At 59.7% G+C, this 16,648-nt stretch carries 13 protein-coding genes and 1 pseudogene; 7 read left to right on the top strand and 7 right to left on the bottom strand.

Annotated elements, in window-relative coordinates; translation table 11 throughout:
- The first annotated feature begins 207 nt into the window (after positions 1-207).
- Positions 208-1,071 (top strand): ATP-dependent DNA ligase, encoded by an 864-nt coding sequence (locus O7A70_RS00375; RefSeq protein ID WP_337138489.1) that lies wholly within the window; start codon positions 208-210, stop codon positions 1,069-1,071.
- A 160-nt stretch (positions 1,072-1,231) separates the two neighbouring features.
- On the opposite strand, the gene O7A70_RS00370 is transcribed toward O7A70_RS00375, so the two are convergent.
- Entirely contained in the window at positions 1,232-1,558 is a 327-nt protein-coding gene (locus O7A70_RS00370) for a hypothetical protein (protein WP_337138488.1), read from the bottom strand.
- A gap of 136 nt (positions 1,559-1,694) precedes the next feature.
- On the opposite strand from O7A70_RS00370, the gene O7A70_RS00365 reads away from it, so the two are divergent.
- Positions 1,695-2,000 (top strand): hypothetical protein, encoded by a 306-nt coding sequence (locus O7A70_RS00365; RefSeq protein WP_337138487.1) that lies wholly within the window; start codon positions 1,695-1,697, stop codon positions 1,998-2,000.
- Between the two features lie 382 nt (positions 2,001-2,382).
- On the opposite strand, the gene O7A70_RS00360 is transcribed toward O7A70_RS00365, so the two are convergent.
- Positions 2,383-2,817, bottom strand: coding sequence for a hypothetical protein (locus tag O7A70_RS00360; protein ID WP_337138485.1), 435 nt, complete (start codon positions 2,815-2,817; stop codon positions 2,383-2,385).
- Between the two features lie 303 nt (positions 2,818-3,120).
- A complete protein-coding gene (locus O7A70_RS00355; protein ID WP_337138483.1) occupies positions 3,121-3,699 on the bottom strand; it encodes a DUF6101 family protein in 579 nt (192 codons plus the stop codon).
- An 877-nt stretch (positions 3,700-4,576) separates the two neighbouring features.
- On the opposite strand from O7A70_RS00355, the gene O7A70_RS00350 reads away from it, so the two are divergent.
- The gene (locus O7A70_RS00350) at positions 4,577-4,750 is read left to right on the top strand and encodes a hypothetical protein (RefSeq protein WP_337138481.1); all 174 of its coding nucleotides are present in this window, start codon (positions 4,577-4,579) and stop codon (positions 4,748-4,750) included.
- A 2,187-nt stretch (positions 4,751-6,937) separates the two neighbouring features.
- Here O7A70_RS00350 and O7A70_RS00345 read toward each other — a convergent pair.
- Complete coding sequence (locus O7A70_RS00345) at positions 6,938-7,915, bottom strand: hypothetical protein (protein WP_337138479.1); 978 nt, start codon at positions 7,913-7,915, stop codon at positions 6,938-6,940.
- 2,146 nt (positions 7,916-10,061) lie between these two features.
- Complete coding sequence (locus tag O7A70_RS00340; protein ID WP_337138478.1) at positions 10,062-10,259, bottom strand: hypothetical protein; 198 nt, start codon at positions 10,257-10,259, stop codon at positions 10,062-10,064.
- 196 nt (positions 10,260-10,455) lie between these two features.
- Between O7A70_RS00340 and gloA2 the strand changes: the two genes are divergently transcribed.
- Complete coding sequence (gene gloA2, locus O7A70_RS00335) at positions 10,456-10,839, top strand: SMU1112c/YaeR family gloxylase I-like metalloprotein (protein WP_337138477.1); 384 nt, start codon at positions 10,456-10,458, stop codon at positions 10,837-10,839.
- A gap of 92 nt (positions 10,840-10,931) precedes the next feature.
- On the opposite strand, the gene O7A70_RS00330 is transcribed toward gloA2, so the two are convergent.
- Complete coding sequence (locus O7A70_RS00330; protein WP_337138475.1) at positions 10,932-11,606, bottom strand: protein-L-isoaspartate(D-aspartate) O-methyltransferase; 675 nt, start codon at positions 11,604-11,606, stop codon at positions 10,932-10,934.
- 66 nt (positions 11,607-11,672) lie between these two features.
- Between O7A70_RS00330 and O7A70_RS00325 the strand changes: the two are divergent.
- From O7A70_RS00325 to O7A70_RS00315, 3 genes and pseudogenes are all read left to right on the top strand, one after another.
- Positions 11,673-12,393, top strand: a pseudogene (locus tag O7A70_RS00325) (IS110 family transposase); the annotation flags it as partial.
- A 1,094-nt stretch (positions 12,394-13,487) separates the two neighbouring features.
- The gene (locus O7A70_RS00320) at positions 13,488-13,745 is read left to right on the top strand and encodes a hypothetical protein (RefSeq protein WP_337138473.1); all 258 of its coding nucleotides are present in this window, start codon (positions 13,488-13,490) and stop codon (positions 13,743-13,745) included.
- A gap of 17 nt (positions 13,746-13,762) precedes the next feature.
- The gene (locus O7A70_RS00315) at positions 13,763-14,611 is read left to right on the top strand and encodes a hypothetical protein (RefSeq protein WP_337138471.1); all 849 of its coding nucleotides are present in this window, start codon (positions 13,763-13,765) and stop codon (positions 14,609-14,611) included.
- Positions 14,612-14,860: 249 nt separating this feature from the next.
- On the opposite strand, the gene O7A70_RS00310 is transcribed toward O7A70_RS00315, so the two are convergent.
- Positions 14,861-16,624 (bottom strand): adenylate/guanylate cyclase domain-containing protein, encoded by a 1,764-nt coding sequence (locus O7A70_RS00310; RefSeq protein ID WP_337138469.1) that lies wholly within the window; start codon positions 16,622-16,624, stop codon positions 14,861-14,863.
- Positions 16,625-16,648: the final 24 nt, after the last annotated feature.

Below are 16,648 nucleotides of genomic sequence, written 5' to 3'. Positions count from 1 at the left end.
CTAATCCAATCCACCAAGTCAGTGTCAGCGCGCTCGAACCCGGCAAAATCATAACATTACGATTTCAATTCTCCTAGGCCCAAAGGGATTCAACGTCGTTTAGTACGAGGGGGGCGGCGAGCTCTCTGTTGCATCGCGCGTCCAGTTTGCAGTTCCGGAACTATTTTAGCTAAAGCTGATTGAATCGCGTGCCTCGCGAGTCGGTGCATGCGTCTGAAATTCATCAAGCCGATGGAGCCGGAACTGGTCGACACGCCACCGCAGGGCGATGACTGGCTCCATGAGATCAAATTCGACGGCTACCGAACCCAGGTTATCAAGGACGAAGACGGGATTGGGCTGATCACCAAGAACGGCTACGACTGGACGGGCCGCTACATCCAACTCGCCGGGGAAGCCGCGGCGATCGAGGCGGAAAGCTTCATCATCGATGGCGAGGCGATTACGATTAACGAGGCGGGACTGTCCGACTTCCACGTGCTGCAATCAGCCGTCACCAGCCGCAAGCCCTCGCGTGACCTGTATCTGGTCGCGTTCGACCTGCTCCACCTCACGGGACACGATCTGCGCAATATGCCGATAGAAGACCGTCGCGAGATCCTGCAGGAGTTGCTTCCGGCCGGCGGGCGAATCCAGTTCAGCGAAGCGATGCCGGGCACGGGCGCGGCCGTCTATCACCTGGTGGACCAGGCCGGCCTTGAAGGCATGGTGTCGAAGCGCAAGGACAGCGTCTATCGCAGCGGCCCGACGATGACCTGGCGCAAGATCAAGTGCTATGCCGAAAAGGAGATGGACATCACTGGCGTGCAGCGAGAGGCCGGCAAGCCGGCCATGGTGCTCATGGCTGACAAGGGCCGTTACGCCGGCGGCGCCTTCGTCACTTTCAAGGCCGACAAGCGCCAGCGCCTATGGGACCGGGTGCAGGGGAAGGTGGGCGGGCCGGCCCCGAAAGGGCTCAAGAGCGACAAGGCGGAGTGGCTGAAACCCGGTCTCGTTGGCCGCGTGCGGTTCCTGAAGGGCGAGGAGAAGCTCCGCCACGCCAAGCTGCTCGATTTCCGGGATAAGCAATAGCCAGCGCTTGCCCAGGTAGCGCATGCCGGCTTGGCATCCAAGAAGGAGAGGTTGCCAGGACGCCGAGCCTAACCGACGAGATTAGCGGGGGGCCGCGTCGTCTCGCCGGCTAAGGGTTTATGCGCTCTTTAAGGCAACTCGTACAAAGCATCCGAACGAACTAAGGGGTCAGCCGATCGGTGGTGCATCCCATATCGAGAAATTCAATCATCCCTTCATTCCGCCGCGCGATTTGTCTGTCGGCGCCGCCACGTCTGTTGCCGGTCGGGCGACAACTAGTCGGCCCCGTACCCAGCAGCGAGGGTAGACGAGCAATAGCCATAAGCCGCGGTTCCAGCACTGGAACGCGCCTGGGGGCGAGGATATTCAGCATCTGATCGAGGTTCGCTTGCGTGTGATCGATGTCGATATAAGCGCAATCGTTCTCACCCAATTCAATGATGACAACATGGTTTGCAGGGTTCGCCTGCAGGGCTGGAGCGCTCATGCCCGCTTCCCCGATCTATGGATCCACGACCTAACAGCTCTTCATCAATACTTCACCATAGGAACAACAGTTACGGAACCTTGTTAGTTGCTGAGGACTTCTCGGTTCATTGTAAATTCGAACGAAGAGGGCCAGCATGAAAGTCACCGCAGCAGGTATCGACCGCATCAAGATCGGCAATGCGGATGCGAGCGGCCACAGCGCGCATTTTATCGTTTGGCTCTATCTTCAGGTCGACGAAGGCGGCGCACAGACCGGTCAGGAACTGGTGGTATCCGTGCCGTACGACGCGCAGATGACGTTCGACAATCTCGCTACCCAGGCTTTCGAGAAGGCCCACGCCATGCTTCGTGCCTGCTGCGAGATGGATGAGTCCATGTGGTGGAAGCAGTTCAACCGCAGCCTCGCACCGCTGCCCGAATGGGCGCCCGGCGCCCAGTAGTTGGTAGACACCCCAACAAGCATTGCCCGTGCGCCGCGGCAATTTGCATGGAGCGCGCTATTTGTGGCGGAGTGCAGCTGTCGCCACGGTCCTAATCGCCGAACTCGCGAACGAGCACGACTTCCATCTCGGTTGCACGGTACGACGGAATGGAGGCGCAAAGTCGGGACTAGGCTTCTTCTGGCACTGAAAGGGTTAGAACCCGCGTGGAGTGGCGGTCATGCCTCCCCATCAATCAGCATGATGTCTGGCCACCTATTCCGAAGGGCAAGCCACTGGCAATAGGACATCGCTCAACATTTTTGAACGCCAGCCCGACGGAGGATGGCTGATCCGCCTTTGCAGCCTCAACAGCAGCGATCCCGCCGCTTAGAAAATCATGCTAAATGCCCCCCTTGGCGGTGTCCTCAATCAATTTGGCAAGCCAGTTGCGGAACCTTTCGCCAGATCTTTCCCCTATGTTTCCCACCGCCTCCGCCACCATGCCGGGTGCAGAAACTGACACCTCCCCACTAATCGGAACGCTGATCGTGAACGTTCTCCTGGCACCCTTCCCCAATCCTCCCGCCGTGTAGATTTGAAACCGAACAGAGGGCGCTAACGCTTTGACTTGCCGGTGCGGCTTGGTGTCTATCTGAATGGTCACATCTCTCGCCACCTCATCCTTGGCCGCCTCTAACGATGTAAGCACAACATCGTTTAGCCAAACCCTGGCTTCTGCCCCGAAATCCGCCGTTGGCGCGACCACATCCGCACGCTCCTTTTGCCGATGGTGAGCTTCCTTGCCGCGTTCAAGGGCATCTTTGAATTTGGACATGCTAGTCGCCTCCAATCGGGTTCAGCCGATAAGGGTGGTAGTGAGATCGCCCATCGCTCTCCAGTTAGAAGAACGCGCGCAATCGGCGGACGTTGCGTAGAACCCGACCGATTCCCGTGACGCTGACCACTGGGGTGCCCTGCGCGGCGCGATGTCGAACTTGGGGTTGCCCTGCGCGATATGCCCTTTTCGCGAGGGAAGAGCGCCTTGCTAACTCGCTCGAGGCGGTAGGAGGATCGACAACTACGCGTTCCCTAGCTCGATCGACCCTGCAGACCAAATGAGCACGAGACACGTGTCACATCACTTCCGATCCACCAATCGACTGATATGCTCCAGCGACGTCAGTTTGTTCATCAGGCCAGCCTTGGAAAGCCTAGGCGCTTGGTCGAGACGCAGCGCATGTTGCGGTCGCTGGGGTGAGAGCGCGTTGACGTTCGGACCGAGCGTTTCCTCAAGCGTTCGGGCAATGCCGTCGGCGCCAAGCAGAAGCATAGGCAGTCGGTAGGCCTCGGCCCAGGCACGCCAGTCGGCGGCAACAAGTTCGAGGTCGTCGGACACCAGCAGCGGCACCATCAGCATCGGATCATTGTGCAGAAGCTTGAGCTCCGCTGTGAATTTTCCATCCGGATCCTCCATCGCGCAGGCGGCCACGCCGCGGAAAGCCTTGGCCGGAAGGGCAATGGTTGCCGGCACGCTGTTTAAATCCTGCGTGCGGCGGACCACCACACCACGCTGATTGAGCGTGAAGGTCACGTCGCCATAGTTGTCGCGCGTGGTATAGCTCACCGTCTCCGGCAGGCGGGATGGATCGAGGCGCCTGTTGCGGCCGGTCCAGGAACTCGTCTCCGGTTCAGTATGAGCCCGCTCACCATCGTCCATCACTGGCACCTAGAGAAAGAACGGGCCTGAAGCAAAGCACGCAAGCAATGCCCCGAGTGAGCCCCGATCCTCTGCGGCGCCGCCGTCTTCGGCTTAAGTCCGGCAACAGCTGCGCGCCTTCGCAATCTCAACCCCTTATTGAGGTCGAACCGGATGTACCCGGCTCGAACTCTCAGCACATGTCCTATTGCCACATAAAATAGGGTTGTATTCTGTATTAGCGATTACTAATTTATGTCAATTTTTTGATAACTTCGGCAAAAAGGCCGTCAGCTGAGCTATGCAACTCGACAATCACGGCTGAACCCAGTCAGCGCACATGTGGCACGCCGATTCCGAGTAGTGGGCTTTATCGGCTTTCAGCGGAGCCGCAGGCCGTCTGGTGACGGTGTTTGGCGGCGTCCATCCAAGGGCCGCCGGGCGCCGGCTAGACTATACCGCCGCGCGGATGATCACGACTCCCGACAATACGATGAAGCAGTCACGGATTTGCATAGCCTAACCACTATGTCGTCAGAAAGGGTTCATCGGACCGATAGGTAACGGTCGGACGCTGGAGCCCTCGTCAGCGGGAGTGGATTTCCTTCGCGTCGATCCGCTTCACCGCCCAGCCGCACGCCAGTGTCGGGGCGGACCGTCATGGACATGGTCGGCATCGGCAAGGAATTTGGTCCTAGCTCGAAGCGGAAGCGCGCGAGAAGAGTGGCTAGGATCGCCGTATGCGGTACTTAAAATGGTTTGGGGGTTCTCGGCCGCTGAGGGGCTGCTCAAGCGAGCTGCCAAAAGCTTTAAACGGCGTGGCGCAATCCCAGGCGTTTGCTCGAGGATCCGGAACCAGAGGCCGGCCTGACGGCTTTATGGCAGCGGAGGTGGCGAGATGGCTCGAAAAGTACGGGACATGGTGAAGGTACGCGCCGAGTCAGACCGGGTGTCGAAGGAACTCCAGGATGAGGAGCGGGCTCAGCGCGCGGCAAAGACGGCTCGTTTGAAGGCACAACGGGAAGCTCAACAAACGAATAAAAAGGAACAGAAAAACAGCTCTTCATCTTGAAAGGAGGATCGATCACCCGGGACCCAGGAAGATCATCTTTTACTCTTTTTCCCATCGGAAGTTTGACCCTTTCGGCAATGTCGCTGCGAAAGGTCACAACCATTTGCGCCTCTTCCGGGGCACAGATAGAAGCGCGCCGCCAGCTGGCGTTTCATGGCGGCACGGTTCACTCGGCACCGAAATTGCATCCTCCTATCAGCCTGGGTCACCCGCCCCGGGCAACCCTTGGTTCATCCCAAGGGACGCCCGCCGCTGCCGTGAATGGGGCGGCGGGAGCGGGACGTTGCGACGGCCGCTCGAACCCCTCAGGGACGACGGCTCGCCCCCGAGCAACGGCTAGATCAGCGAAGCCGCTCCTAAAGCCCTCAATTGAGATGAGGTGGACAGTCTCTATCAAACGGGTTCTCGATGCGATCTGCATCACGATCCCGGCCTGCCTGAATAGGCTCGTAAGCTAATGAGCACGGCGGCCCCGACAGTGGGTGGGCTGGGTTTGCCGGAGCCGCCCGCCAGCAGTCGGCAACTCTGTTCGTGCCGAAGCGTTCCTCCATTCGGCGGTGGTGCTATCCGGAAGAGTTACTTGCGTTCCCGCCGTGGCAGGGAACATCCTTTCAGCAATTCCATTGGCCGCAGCAGCGCTTGCCTGAGCCCGCGCTGTGGTCAGGAATGGGAATAGGAACCCGCTCCGTGTAGAGTTCTGGAGCGGGTTCCTGCTGCCTCAATGGTGTCTTATCAAACCCGCGCCGAGGGCGGCGGCAATGCCTTGGTCGAGCAACAGTGGTGTCCACTGGCACGCTGATCTGGACAAGCTCCAGCGGGTGTTTGATCGGCTGTGTAGCGAGCGCCGTCTAGCCAAAAAAGACAGGGAACAGCGGGAATCCTTGGCTAGCGAAGTGCTCCAGGTTTTCGATGCCGGGACCACGGACGAAGCGGACCTATTGCGGGCCATTTCCAGGCGGGTGAGACGTCCCGCTTGATGGCGGCTTTCTATGTGGCCTTGTCCATCAGCGACGTCTTCCGCGTCAATGATTTATAAGGCGTCACCAGCCTGACGGTATCGGGAACGCCTAGTTTCACCGCCAAGCTCAAGGGTTCGGCGAGATTTTTCTCGGGCCATTGGCGCGCATCAAGCCGGGGCGTCGGTCTGAGGTCTCAATATCGGCGAACTCTGTCGCCCTAGGTGCAAGCGAAGCACAAGGCAGAACACCTATGTCAGCCTGATCACTTTACCCGTTGCGTCGAGGTGACATCTGATCCGCGCCTGCCGGGTCTCGGTGCCACCTTGCCTTTTATAATGTATGCGAACTGCTATCGGGGCCGAGACCGCGCCTCGGCTCAGACGGTGTACGGAACCTGCGCTCGTCGCATGTATACTCACGACGCCGAACGGGAAGGCGGCCGACGCAATCGCCTTACGGCAGGCGCGAACAATTGCACTCGGCGTGCCCGGTATTGCTTCGATTGCCGTCACGGCCGATGAGCGACCACCCCCGCCATAAGGCTGGAGGATGCGTGGCAGGGGGAGGAATTGTGGCACGCCTGCGGCCGGGGCGGCCGGGGCGGTCGTGGCGGTCCTGGCGGCGGGATGACCAGGGGTATTGCCTGAAGGAGCGCCTGCTGGGGCACTTTCGGACGAGGCGCCTTGCCCACTGAGTTGGCCGCTGGCTCTAACACTTGCGCCTACTGAGCCGTCGCCTGTTCCGACCGAAACTCCGGCGTCGGCCCCGACGCTACCGATGCTCGCGCCAAGACCGGTTGACGCCCCGTTCTGGCCGACGCCCACACTGGTACCAACGCCGACATTGCCGGCCTTGGTACCAACTCCTGCCTCAATAGCCATGGCAGGCTGAGTCGCGATTACAATCGATAAAACGGCCGCGACGTGTCTGCTCATCGCAATCCTCCATCCCCCGCTGTCATTGACTGAACCCCTCAATCGGGGGTCGCGTGGGAAGCAGCGCGTCTGGCAGCGTGATCGTCGTCAGGCGAGCGACCCGCGACTTGGGCACTTCCGCCTTGCCGACTTCCTGCTGCCCCTGGTTAAGCGATCTGCGCCGGGGCGCATGTGCGCCTGCGCGATCGGCGGGGGGTGCCTTTGCCGCGTTTTCGATATGCGAGGTGCAGCGCTCAACCCAGCGCTTGAGGGCGTTGATGTCCTTGCGGGCCGAAGCGAGGTCGCGTGTCAGGTCAATGGTTTTTTTTGCACTCCTGATCCGCCGCCTCGTTGAACGCCCTCAACATCCGGGTCAATTCCTCCTTTGCTGCGTCGCGTTCCCGCCGAGCAGTTTCAAGATCACTCGCCAGCGCGTTTGCTCTTTCGCGTTCCTGTGCGAACGCCTCGCCAGCCTGCCTTGCAGCAACTTCAGCAAGCTGGCTGCCCCGAATGGCGCCGGCCTGCGTTGTTGCTGCCAGCTTCGCGGTCGCCTTCAGCGCTTCGATGGACTGACGGGCCCCGGCGATATCACGCTCCAGGAGCCCGACTTTCCGCCGCTCCCCTTCAAGCGTCTGCCTGGCCTCGGCCAGAGACCTTTCCGCGGTATCGCGTGCCGCAACGGCCTCGGCATTCAGGCGCGCCTGCGCCAGGTCGCGCGCAAGCCCCTCGGCTTTTTGCCGCTGCGCTTCAAGGGCAGGTTGCGGCTGGTTCATCGGGTCGGCGACCGCGGGCGACGGCGCACTTGTGTTTTCTGTAACGCGCCGCGTGGCAGCCAGTTCCTGGCGAGCCGCCGCCGATTCGCGGGGCAGATTTTCCTCATGCGCACTGCCGGTCTTGAGTGGATCGATATCCTTGTGCAGCGCGAGGAAGCGCTGTTCATTGGCTGCGCGTTCGCGTTCAGCCTGGTCATGCTCCCCCTTAGCCCGGACTTGCGAGGCAAGCGCTTCGGCGCGAGTTGCCTCGCTTTCCATTCGAGCGGCGGTCAGACCACGCCTCAACGCGTCGACCCAAGACCGCTCCCACCCCAGGGCTTGTTCCGCCGCAGCAGATGCCGACGGTACGCCCTCCGGCGGCGCGATTTGGGTAGGAGCGACAGGAGGTTTCGTTGCTGGCGGAGCGAGGCCGACTGCTGCACATCCAAGCAACATCATGAGGCAAAACGGAATGAGGCGCAGCGGGGCGGCTCTCGACTGTTTGCGGTCGTCCTGCTGTTGACGGTCGTCATGAAACAAGGCAGCGATCGTGTATACCCGGTCAGGACAGTGGCCGAGGGGCGCGGAAGCCGAGTCGGATCTCCGCCCGTGATCCATTGCGAATCCTCCATGGCGTCGACCGCGCAGGTGAGATGCTGTAGCGTCAGTCGGCGTAAACCCGGGCGCCCCGCGCCAACACGCCAGGCGAACCCTTAGGCAGATCATCAAGCTACCAAAGGCAGGTCGGGGTCGTAAGCTACCGAATTAGGGTAGGGGACTTCCGAATCCTCTCAAAAATGTCGGCACAGGTCCCCTAAAGTACTAGCCCGGCACGGTCACCGATGCGGCCAACATCGCACATGGCTTGTCGGACACGCCGCGCAGCGTGTCGGTTTCCCTGCTCGGGGACCTGGCGCAGCCGACGTTCCGTCGGTGAGCTGGACCAATATTCAGGTCCGCCTCAAGAACCCGGCGACGAACGCCGGTGGCCGCGACTGTCGGTGTGCTTTGGCGGGCGAGTTTGTAGGAACCGGTCGGGCGCCCATGGCCGCGCCCCAGCCATTGCCCAGCCGCTCGATGTAGGGGTAGTTCGCAAGAGCGAGGGGAACCGACACCGTTATCGTCGCCAGCAGTGAGACTAGGAGGGCGCCAGCCCTTCGCTGCGAACGGCCTAGATCGCACGACCGGATCCATTCACCTGACGAGATTGCATAGATGTTCTGGATTGCCGCCCAGGCGGATGACGTTCGATTGGCGGCAATGAAGGCTTCAATCGGCCCAAACAACCTGGGCTGTTCGGCTCTAATTTTCTCGTCGCTCCATTCCTACCAGCGGATGGCCCCGCTTTTCAGACCGCGCGCGCCACCTGGCGGAGCGGAATAGCCGTTAATTCTAGTTTCAACAACTTCAGTAACGGTTGATTCAACCATTGCTGGTATTTGTTCCGGAGTGTGGTGGCGGCTCCGACTGTGCGATGGGTCGCTGGGTTGCCGGAGCCGCCTGCGCAGTCCGGTTGGGATCTGACCGCGCTGTCTCAGAATAGGACAGCGCGGTCAACGATCCGTTAAGATTCGCAGCCGGGCGGGCATCAGCCATTATATGTCAGCTTTTCAACCGTGGCGATTATCGCCCTGGCCAGCGCCTCGGGCCTCGTGGATCGGTTCAGGGTCGTAGAGTTCCGTCACCGCCCTCCGCTGGCGAGAGCCTCGCTCAGCGGACGGAGACTCACTGAGAAGGTCCGTCAAATCGCCTACTTGAATAAAGCTAGTTGAAGGCCCCAGGGTTCAACGCTAACAGGCGGAAACTCTTGACATCGCCAACAGGATCTGCGCGCACAGCCGATGCGCGCATCAAGCAGCTCTTGGGCGTAGATCTGCTTGGACCGAAGCGACCTCCGAATTGGCGTCCAGCCAGGCTTTGAAAAAGTCGGCCTGACGCGCACCTTGTCATATCAATATCGACGCGCCCTTGCGCGCTGCTCTTGTAACGATTCGAAAGCTTCCCCCATTCTTCCCAGGCGAGGGGCATGTCGTCGGCGCCAGGAAGCTGACGGTGAGTGGACAATCTTTTTGCGTGTGTACAGGGACGGCAATGCGGGGGGCTGCCAACGCGCGCTGGCGTCTTCGCCAGCGGTCAGCTTGGTTTTCGCCCTGATCATCTTGGACACTCGCCATGTCCCTTCTCCCCGGCGAGAGGATGCTTCCGTTGCGTGCGGAGTCTAATGGGGTTTAGCGACCGCTAAGGGAGAAGATTAGGGGAACCGAAAGGCTCCCTAGGGCTTCTTTACAAGGGACAGCGTCAGGAGGCTCTTATGAATCGCCCAGAAAATAGCGCTTTGGAGGCTGGTTGGCTTTTGGCGGTCCCGTTTTCTATCGGGTTTGTCGTGTTGGTTGCAGGCTTGGTGCTGAGCTAGACTGATGGGAACCGGCACTCGACCGCTTATTCCTAGGACATCCATGATTGCTGGACGTGAAAGGAGCCAAAATCGGGCAATTGCAGCCTCACAAGAGCAAGGAGGCCGGCACTGCCGCGCCTTTCGCCACTCCGCTGATCGGGCATCGGCTTCGCTGCAAAATCAGCGTTCACCATTGCCTGTCGAGATTACGGTTCGCTCCTAATATTGCTGCCTGGTAGCTGCGCCCGACGTCTGGTCAATTGGGGCAGCGAGCCTTTTTGGCGGGTTATCCTATGGCAAGTGAGGTGCATCACCATCAACTATCAGCCGCTTGTGCTCCGAGAAAGAATGCCAGACCACTTGCCGCGTGTCCCGTTCATCCACCATCTGGCCGCACAGGGGGCAGCGGTAGAAATACTCGCTTTCATGGTCGGCGATCTTGCCGTTGAGGTGAGGTTCAAATGAGCCAAGATCGGAGAGCTTGATCATTGTAATCATTATAACATTCAATTTAGCTAAAATGTTCCGGAACTAAATATGCCAGCCGGGGCATGAGGGTGGTCCGGAACCGTCAGTCCACTTTCCGCCTCATTTGGGGCAGGGCTCGTTATCTGTCATCCTAAAGGGCTGGCTGACTTCCTAGCTGCGGCGTCAGGCTTGTCCATGCTCATGTGGGGTTAGATCGATGCTTCTAGGAATCCATCATATTGCAATCATCTGCAGTGACTACGAGCTGTCGAAGCAGTTCTACAATAAACTCGATTTCGTCATCGTCGACGAAAATTGGCGCGCCGAAAAGCAATCTTGGAAGTGCGACTTGCGGCATGGTCCCGTCCAGATCAAATTGTTCAGTTTTCCCATGCCGCCCAGCCGGCCGACCAGGCCTGAGGCATGCGGGCTACGACATGTAGCATTCTCGGTGGACTCGGTAGAGGCGACAGCCCGGTTGCTTCGGGCACGAGGTGTCGAAGTTGAGCCTATCCGCATAGACCCACACACAGGCCGTCCGTTTACTTTCGTGGCAGACCCCGATGGTCTCCCAATTGAGGTCTACGAGGATCGAGTTTGACAGCCGGAGGATTGCGACGAGAAGAGTGCGCAGCTGCCGGCATCCGGCTGACGGTCGTAAAAAGTGAAGTCGCGGCAATTGTGCGCACCTCGTTAGATGGTTTCAAGCCGGCTGAACCGAACCGGGATGAGTTTCCGAGTCTCGAGTTGCCCAGCAGCATCCTTGTCGATGATACTCAGAAACTGTACTTCTTCAGACGCCAAAGGCAGAACAAGGCGTCCCCCTGGCTTGAGCTGATTCAGTAAAGCGGGCGGCGTCCGCTCAGCCGCCACGCTAACCAGAATCTTGTCGAATGGGGCGTGCTCGGGCCAGCCGCGAGACCCGTCTCCGACACGAATAGCGACATTCGAGAAGCCAAGGCCCTGCAGCAGAGCCTCGGCATGGCTTGCGAATTCCTCGATGATTTCGACGCTCCAAACTTGTCCTGCGAGTTCCGCGAGGATGGCGGATTGATAGCCCAGGCCGGTCCCGATCTCGAGCACCGTTTCGTGCGCTTGGGGAGTAAGGAGATCGGTCATCAGAGCGACCATGAAGGGCTGCGACACGGTCTTATTGAAGCCAATCGGCAGCGGCATGTCCTGGTAGGCATAAGACGCGACCGCAGCGGGCACGAAGAGATGTCGCGGGACCCGCCGCATCGATGCCATCACCCGCTCATCGAGCGTTGCCTTGCCGAGTTCTTCGCTTGCAAGGTCGGCATGGATCGCAATCATCTCGACCATGTGCCTGCGTAGAACCGCAAGATGCTCTTCGTTCATCGGTTTCATGACGGTGAGGCTTTCCTCGACCAGTTGCTCCCAATAACGTTATATCCTGTTCGTCTCGTCACCGTAACCGACAAGGCCGATGCGCTGGGCTTTGCCAGTTTGACACCTACGGGCTGATTTCGCGAGGCCCGCATTAACTCGGAAAGCTGCTACCGGACGCGGCTTCTGCTAACCAACCGGCGCAATCTGAAGGTCAAATTCCTCGACCTAGAGAACGCCATCCGCCACTCGCTGAAGTCGTTCGGCATCCGCCTGGGCAAGATCGGTCGCGCAGTATTCGAGCAGGCGGTGCGCCAGGCTGTGGCGGACGATCCGCTATCGGTCGAGCTGATGGACGCGATGCTGTCGGCGCGCGCGGCGCTATGGCGAGAGTATTGCCGGCTGCATGATATGGTCGTGAAGATCGTCGCCCGCAATGAGGCTTGCCGGCACTTCTTGGCCATCCCCGGCGTCGGCCCGGTGACCGCGCTCTCCTTCATGACCGCGATCGACGATCCGTCGCGCTTCGGCCGTTCGCGTGATGTCGCGGCCTACTTCGGGCTGATGTCGCGGCGCTAGCAATCCGGCTCCACGATCGACATCCAGGGACGGATCTCGAAGGCCGGCGACGCGGATGTGCGGCGCGCACTCCACGAAGCGACGTCCACTTTGATGACGCGCTTCAAGGGCAGGGACAAGGTCAAGAGCTGGGGCTGGGAGATCGCCAAACGCTCCTGCCACCGCAAGGCCTGCGTGGCGATGGCGCAATCTGGCGGTGATCATGCACGCTATGTCGAGCGATGGTACGTCGGCGATGCCGCAGCAAGCCAAGTCGACGTCGCGTAGCGCGCGCAGGGCAAGGCCCGCAAGCTGCTGGGAGCGCATCGATGAGCGGTGCGAGCGCAGTTCAAACGCATGGCGCCCGTGCGGTGACGGGCGCCATCGGACACCAGGGATCCGCCCCGGCGGATGAGGGCCGATGCAGACAGAAACGACGGAACGCACGTTATCCTGCCTGCGGCCGTGCCGATCGCGAGACGGCCGGACCACGCTCGATTGCCTGTGACGATGCTCCGTCAGTCCGATGGAAAAGTGCGCCACGACGGTTCAACGCTCCACGAACGCAGTCGGAACACCACGTCGCAGAGCGCGGAAGACTGCACGGCGCCTCGTGACTCGACGCCAGAATACGGAATCGTGGCATGGAGCATAGAATAGTGTATTATCGTAGCTTAGAAGAGGAACGACGAATGGCAAACAAGTCTCGCAAAATACGTCCGGTTAAGATGGCAAGATAAAAGGGCGCACATTGTGCTGCGGTCGGCTGGTTGTTTTTGTTAGGATTTTATGCACCCTCGGCACATTGTGAAGTTTTGCCGCAATGTGCGCTCCGATGCGAAACAATTGTTTTGGCTCAACAATTTACAATGTGCTTCTCAATCGGCGATTGCGACTGTCCACGGATATTTGGAAGTGGTTCCGCACTGCCGCGAGGTTAGGCCCTGGATGGCTGCCGCGTTGTCATGAGGGCGGCCTGCACCCTTGTCGACATGGCATCTTTGACCGGCAGTCTGCGACCTCGATCGCCCAAGGTGCAAACGTTGGACCGGCTACCATGAATGGATAAGCCGGCGCCACGATGTCTTAAAAGTTATCCAAACCGCTGATAGGCGGATGACGAGCGAAGGGCATCATCAGCCGCTGCTGGTAGTGCCATATCGGCCTCGATCGAATTGAGAACCATTCGCCGTGCAACTGACACGCCTTGAGCTTTACAATCGGGTCTGCGAGAGGCCTCTCAGCAAAGTCGCTCCAGAGCTAGGACTTTCCGGCTCGGCGCTGGCAGCCGCATGTAAGCGATATCAGGTTCCCTATCCTGGGTCGGGATATTGGACCCGTAAATTGCTCGGGCTGCCGGTAGACTTGCCGCCGCTGCCCGCGGCATCGGACGAACTGATCGAGCTAACGTCGTCGACCCCAAAGCCTCGACGAAAGAGAACCGTGAAGGAAGGCTCTGTTCGCAAGGCCAGACCTGCCGCGAAGCCCCATCGTCCGGTGCGCCATCGGCTGCTCTTCGGCGTTGAAGAGCACATGCGAAAAACACGCGACGTTAAACAGGGCGAGTTCCTCAGGCCCTACAAGAGAATCTGCCGGATCTGATTTCCTCAGAGACCCAGTTGCTTCGCGCACTCTCGATCGCCAACGATCTCTATCTCGCGCTGGACGAAAAGGGATACGGCGTTCAAATCGCGCCGGCCGCCGACGACCTTGATCGCATCCGCATCAAGGAACAGGAGGTGGAGAGCAAGGATCGCAAATACGGGCACTATCACTCCGGGAGCATCTGGGCTTCGGATCGACCTACCGTCCTCTATGTTGACACGGTGCCGATCGGGCTCGCCATCACCGAAATGACCGAAAGAGCGACGGTGCGATACTTAGATGGCGAATACCATCGGGAGGACAGCAGGCTCATCCTATCCGCCAAGCCTTGGCAGCTAACGCATTCCTGGACAAGGGAGCAGGACGTGCCCTGCGGACGCTTTCGCGTCATTGCCTACTCGCCGAAAAAGGGCGTCGACTGGTCTGTCAGTTGGCAAGAGACCGAGCAGGAAGCGCTTGGCGCTCTGATCCCAAAAATCGTGGAAACGTTGAAGGCGTCCAGGGGCACTGTTCAGCGCCTTATGGACGCCGAGGATGTGGCGGCGGCGGCGAGGAAGAAAGAAAGAGAGGAGGAATGGGAGCGCTATCTAAAGCAGGAGGACGCCCGCAAGGTGGCTCAGGCACTAGCCGATAGCCAGCAGCAGCTTGCGGATATAATTGCAAGGTGGGGCAGGGCGATGACAATAGAGCGTTTTTTCGTGGACGCCGAAAAGCGGTTGAACACTACGGACGACGAAGATCGCCGAAAGCGCCAGGAGGAGCGTCTGGCCCTCGCGAGAGCAATGATGGAAAGCGTCGATCCGCTGGATTTCATCGAAGGCTGGCTGGCGCCGCAGGAGCGGTACCAGGCAAAATTCGACTAGACGAGATATGTGCTGCCTAGACTTGTTCATGGCGGCAACGGGGCCGAAAGGAGACAGTTCCCTTTCGCGATAACGGGCTAGAAAGCCGACCTTGCGCCGGGCCTACAGCGGGAACCGTAAACGCGCGTGGTTAGATCATTCACGAATGTCTGCTTCCGTGACGAAAGCGGCCATTGTCGGTTGCCGTTACCTTATGGCAAAAGGGCCAGAGGCCGATTCCAGCATGGTGGCTCCGTCCAAAAAAGTTGGTCATTCCGGAAAGCCAGCCTTACGAAGGCCTTCGATGTACCTGTCTCGCAAGGCCAGGTCGCGATAAGGCTGGGATTCGACCCAATGGCTAATCTTGAAATGGGGATTTGTTGCCAGATATAGCGAAGCCTCTTCACGCGCTTCCTCTAACCTGCCGAGCCCCGCCAGGATCGACGCCAATTTAACCCTGGATTCGGTTCGATATGTTGCGTCATTCCTCAGCGTCTTCACTGCTTCCTCATACTTATCGGCGGCGGATTGGGCTTCTCCGAGCAACCAGAAATACCAGCTCGGCGGGCGCGGATTCAGGCGCAATGCCTTCTCGAGGCAGGCAATGGCCTCTACTCCGCGACCTTCATAGGTCTTCAGATCCCCGAAGTTTGCCCAAGCATCGGCGTCGTTCGGATTGAGCCGGAGCGAAATCTCATACTCCTTGGCAGACTCATCCCATTGGCGCTCGAGGAGGAGTATGAACGCGAGCACCCAATGCGTGCCAGAATTTTCGGGATCGAGTTCAACCGCCTTTCTTGCCGAAGCCATAGACTGCTGACGAAGCGGATTCATCGGATGGTTCCTAAAGACCCAGGCCTCGCACTGACTGATCGCCAACCAGCGATAGGCATCCGCGAAGTTAGGATCGAGCGCGATGGCCCGCTCGAACAAGGGAATGGCCGCGACGCCCGCCTCCGTGGAGTGTGACCATTCAGCCCGCCCCCGTAGATAGAGATCATAGGCCCCCAGGCTCGTTGGCCGATAACGCTCCTTCAGGTTTGCGGCGGCCAACTTTCCGGCGAGCCCCTCAACAATCTTGCCGACGACTTCGTCTTGCGCCGCGAAGATATCAGCAAGGTCCCGGTCGAAGCGATCCGCCCAGATGTGCCCTCCGGCGGGTGCATCGATGAGCTGGGCATTGATCCGAACGCGGTCCGCCACCCGTCGGGCGCTACCCTCCAGTACATACTTCACGCCCAGTTCGCGAGCGATCTGGCGGGTGTCTACTGATCTGCCCTTATAGGCAAAGGATGAGTTCCGGGCGATGACGAAAAGCTCGGGCACTTTGGAGAGGTCGGTAATCAGATCCTCCGTCAATCCATCCACGAAATACGCCTGCTCGGCGTCGGCACTCATATTCACAAAGGGAAGGACGACTATTGACGGCTTGATAGGCAGCGCGAGCTGGGGCGAAGGCTTCTCCGGCACGAGGGCCTCCGCCGGTGGCGCGGGTCCGGCCTTCGCGGGAATGCCGACCTGTAGCGAATAAACTCTGACCGGGTCGGCGATGTTCTTCAATTGAACCGCGCCGCGATCGTAAATCGCGGTATCGAGCCTTGACTTTACCTGCCAATAGGCTTGCTCGGAAAGACAGACATTGCCGGGTTCGCAGATGCCTTCGAGGCGTGCGGCGATGTTGACGCCATCACCCATCAGGTCACCATCGCGTTCTTGCACGACGTCGCCCAGGTGAATGCCGATCCTGAACTCAATGCGGCGACCATCCGGCACCCCGGCATTGCGCTCAAGCATGGCGTTCTGCACTTCCGGCGCGCAGCGCACCGCTTCCACCACGCTGCTGAACTCGACTAGGCTCCCATCGCCAGTGCGCTTGACGACGCGACCACGATGAACGGCGATGGTGGGGTCGATGAGATCGCTGCGCAGCGCCCGCAGTCGTGCCAAGATGCGATCCTCATCCGCGCCGGCTAGCCGGCTGTAGCCGACCACATCCGAGACCAGGATCGCTGCTATTTTGCGGGTCTCCCTCATGTCGTGCTCCCTCCATCCAGTCTG

Origin of the sequence: Mesorhizobium sp. Cs1299R1N1, assembly GCF_037179655.1 — a bacterium.
Lineage (GTDB): Bacteria > Pseudomonadota > Alphaproteobacteria > Rhizobiales > Rhizobiaceae > Mesorhizobium > Mesorhizobium salmacidum.
This window is presented reverse-complemented; position numbering and strand designations above follow the sequence as displayed.